Source organism: Liquorilactobacillus sp., assembly GCF_047719775.1.
Lineage (GTDB): Bacteria > Bacillota > Bacilli > Lactobacillales > Lactobacillaceae > Liquorilactobacillus.
The window spans coordinates 1-3,688 of the sequence record NZ_JBDNTS010000045.1; the positions used below are offsets into that span (position 1 = coordinate 1).

Below are 3,688 nucleotides of genomic sequence, written 5' to 3' on the forward strand. Positions count from 1 at the left end.
TAGAGGCGATCTGTGTGATTTGTGATTAAAAATTAATTTTTAATCACAAATCACACAGATCGCCTCTACAACCCTATCCCTTTTATAATCAATAGTTAGCCTAAGTTATCTCCCTGCAGAACAGTTCGGACATCTAATTGAGAAATCTTCAGCTTCTGAGAAGAGTAATCCCAAATTCGGGACATTACGTCATTCGGATGCTGGTCTAGTTCTCCTAGCCCTAAAATATGGCCTATTTCATGCTCAGCTACCAATAATCGCATAGTTTTATTGTCGTTACCAGTTTTAATTAAGGTTTTGTCATACATATAAATTTTTGAATGGATAAGAACGCTGCCAGAGACTGTTAATTGAGTAACTGCATTCATATAATAGGTATTTCCAGCCTTGTCTGTATACCAGTCACCATAATTAGCTGAACTGATAACAACATCAGGGGCATCGGCAACCTTGATGAATTTAATTTTCTGATGCAAAGCTTTGGTCCAAGCCCTAAAAGCACTTTGATAAGCGGTTCGGTCTTTAGAAATTGTCTGATTTTCATATTGATAAGTAATGACTGTTGGATTTTGATAAGTAAACCCTTCTTTATAATCAGAATTAACTGCTGCATAACTGGTAATGGGACTAATTAGTATTATCAGTGTGGTTAGTAAAATATAAAAATATGGTTTCACTTTAACATTTCCCCCTTTGTCTAAATCTAAAACCTGATGATTATGATATAATAAAATAAGCTAATAAAACCACTATAAATGGTTAATCGAAGACATTTTCAGTCTGTCAATATCTTCCGATAGAACATTAATGTTCTTACTTCAACAAATTACAAAATAACTTATTGGTTAACGAAACTATAACTTTACCAGTTCAAGAATATAATAATGGTGGTGTGAAGTCAATGTCTCAACAAACGGAAACAAACGAAAATTTGATTAATCACTATCAGGTTTATCGTCAAGGTAATTTTTTAGGCACAGTTACTGCGTTTCCAGATTATGCCAATCGGAGCTTTTATCTGGTTTTTAATGAAGATGAGCATTTTTTTGAAATTAAAGATGAGGATATTTTTATTGATTTCCAGGAAGAAAAATATTACATTACAAATGTTGAAAGAATTCATTATAGCTATCATCTCAAGTTTGAAACAGAGAATGATCGCAATTATTACATGAATTCACCAAGCTGGTTCAATCCTTCCGCAATTCAGCAGGTTTCTCTTGAAAACTTGGAAGGTTTAATTCCACTCGTTAAATTTGAAGATCGAGAACAATTAATAGGTTTAATTGCGGTGTTAAAAAAGATGGTTATTGAGCGTAAATCATTAAAACAACATGAGCTACATCAATTTAAGGACCTGTTAAATAAGTATAATGTGGTAATGACTAAATTAGCCGAATTTTTATTAAAGCACTTCATCAGTTAATTAGGAGAGAACAAAATTAATGGATATTAAGCATTTTTGGCAAAATAATTGGTGGTTAATCTTGGCTTTGGTTATTATCTTAAGTTGGGTTACTTTTTTAACCCCCTAAGCCATCGCCACCGTTTTGAAGTACCAAGGTAAGGGAGTTGCGTCATGAATGACCCCGAAATTACTATTTATCGGACTACTAGTGGTACTTAGCGGATTTATTATTTTTAAACAAAACAATAAATTTACCGTTGAAGATCCCTTTAAACTATTTATGCTTTGTATTGGCTTCTCAATTATCTTTGTGGGAGTATGCCTAATTATTCTGGGATTGGATTATCACTTGTGATGCTGGTATGAATTTATAAATGAATTGGTCGTTCATTTTTTGTTTTTATATAGGTCGTAGAAAGGAAGGTAGCAGCAAATGGACCCCATTCAGTATAGCGGGAAAAGTTTTACTTCTTATCAGCAGGCTGCTGATTTTGTTGGCATTACTAAAACCGGGTTTGCAAAACGTTATCGAAAGTATCAAGCTGGAGAGTATGATCTTAATGACCTTTTTTATAATGGTAACTATCATTTAACACATGTGATTTGTTATAAAAATCAAAAATTTAGCAGTCATGCAGACGCAGCTAAGTTTATTGGCATTACTTCAGTTTCTTTTAATCGACGGTATAAAAAATATTTGAGAAGTGAAATATCCTTAGAAGATTTATTTAGAGCACCTACATACACAACCTATCCCATGCCAGTTTGGCATGGGAAGACTTTTAGCAGTAAGAAAGCAGCAGCTAATTATGTCGGTGTTAGCCAAAATACTTTTACGCAACGCTTAAAACGTTATTATAATGGTGACTATACTTTAGATGATATTTTTGCTTCCGATCCACTTGAACTACAGAAAAAGCATTCTAAAACAATGGCAATAACCTATAATGGGCACACTTTTGAAACTCAACGAGAAGCCTGTCAGTATCTCGGCATTTCTCAATCAGCCTTTTCCGCAAGATATCATAAATATTTATCTGGAGAATTGCCCATTGATGAGCTGTTTCGCCGTCAGAAACACTGAGTTCAATTATAGGGGGGATCATATATGGAACCAATTGTTTATAAGGGAAAGCGATTTATAAGTTATCAACAAGCAGCAAATTTTCTTGGTATGACTGCAACAGGTTTTTCTAAACGATACCAAAAATATCAGAGTGGGCAGTTCTCGCTTGCAGAACTTTTTAACTCCGTTGGAAAAAAAACACAATTACAGAAACATAAAAGTCTCACCTATCATGGTGAGACTTTTATCAATTATCAGGAAGCTGCTAAAAGCGCGGGTGTTTCTCAAACAACTTTTTATCGGCGGTTAAAAAAATATTATGCAGATCAAATTACTTTAGATGAATTGTTTTCATCAGTAAAATACCAATCCTACGAATTACCTCCGTATCACAAAAAAGTATTTGAAAATAAATTAATGGCTGCTAAATATGTTGGTATTACACCAACAAAATTTACTGAAAGGCTAAAGCGTTATCATCAAGGAATATACGATATTGATGACCTCTATTCTCGGAACTCAACTAATTTACGGGCTAAACAGCTAAATACTATTAAACTCCATTATCAAGGAATAACCTTTAACTCATATAAGGCTGCCTATGATTATATTGGTATCTCAAGTGCTGCCTTTAATGGACGTTTGAAAAAGTATCTCAATGGTGAATTCACTATTGAACAATTGTTCAGATCGCCGAAGCATTCACAGGGACATATGATTAAATATCATCGACGAACTTTCTATTCTTACAAGGAAGCTGCCCAATACATTGGTATCAGTTATAATGCTTTTAACAAGCGATTAAAGAAATATAAATCGAATGCAATTACCCTTGATGAGTTGTTTGCTAAAACTTAATTTTGACCATTATTAAACTAGGATTCAAATGGAATTATTTGCTTAATTCAATCAATGAAAAAAAGCAAATCCCTTAGGATTTGCTTTTTTAGTTAACATTAAACTCAATTACTAAGAAACTGTTTGAGATCTAAATTGAGTTTTGGTATACTTTTGCAAAAAAGGAAATTGTTATGCCTAATTATCCCAGTAATATTACTCGCCAACAGTTTGAAGTCATTCGCTCAGAACTAGAAAACTTTTGTCAACGGACGAAGCCGCGGCAAGTTGATTTATATGACGTTTTCTGTGCCATTCTATATATCTGTAAAAGGCACCCGTAAAATGTAGGAAAACGGCAGGTTAGAACTGTTGGT

Annotated in this window: 4 protein-coding genes and 1 pseudogene; 4 read left to right on the forward strand and 1 reads right to left on the reverse strand. The window is 33.6% G+C overall.

The window, feature by feature from the left end:
* Positions 1 to 95 precede the first annotated feature (95 nt).
* Positions 96 to 677 carry a matrixin family metalloprotease gene (locus ABF682_RS11905; RefSeq protein WP_223801933.1) on the reverse strand — a complete coding sequence of 194 codons (582 nt, stop codon included), beginning with the start codon at positions 675 to 677 and terminating at the stop codon, positions 96 to 98.
* Between the two features lie 224 nt (positions 678 to 901).
* On the opposite strand from ABF682_RS11905, the gene ABF682_RS11910 reads away from it, so the two are divergent.
* The 4 genes and pseudogenes from ABF682_RS11910 to ABF682_RS11925 form a co-directional block, all read left to right on the forward strand.
* Complete coding sequence (locus tag ABF682_RS11910) at positions 902 to 1,426, forward strand: hypothetical protein (protein WP_223801934.1); 525 nt, start codon at positions 902 to 904, stop codon at positions 1,424 to 1,426.
* A 415-nt stretch (positions 1,427 to 1,841) separates the two neighbouring features.
* Positions 1,842 to 2,492: an NUMOD1 domain-containing DNA-binding protein gene (locus ABF682_RS11915; RefSeq protein ID WP_223801936.1), complete on the forward strand. Its 651-nt coding sequence runs from the start codon at positions 1,842 to 1,844 to the stop codon at positions 2,490 to 2,492.
* A 24-nt stretch (positions 2,493 to 2,516) separates the two neighbouring features.
* On the forward strand, positions 2,517 to 3,332 hold the full coding sequence (locus tag ABF682_RS11920) for an NUMOD1 domain-containing DNA-binding protein (protein WP_159298860.1): 816 nt from the start codon (positions 2,517 to 2,519) through the stop codon (positions 3,330 to 3,332).
* A gap of 173 nt (positions 3,333 to 3,505) precedes the next feature.
* A pseudogene (locus ABF682_RS11925) lies at positions 3,506 to 3,643 on the forward strand (IS5/IS1182 family transposase); the annotation flags it as partial.
* Positions 3,644 to 3,688 lie beyond the last annotated feature (45 nt).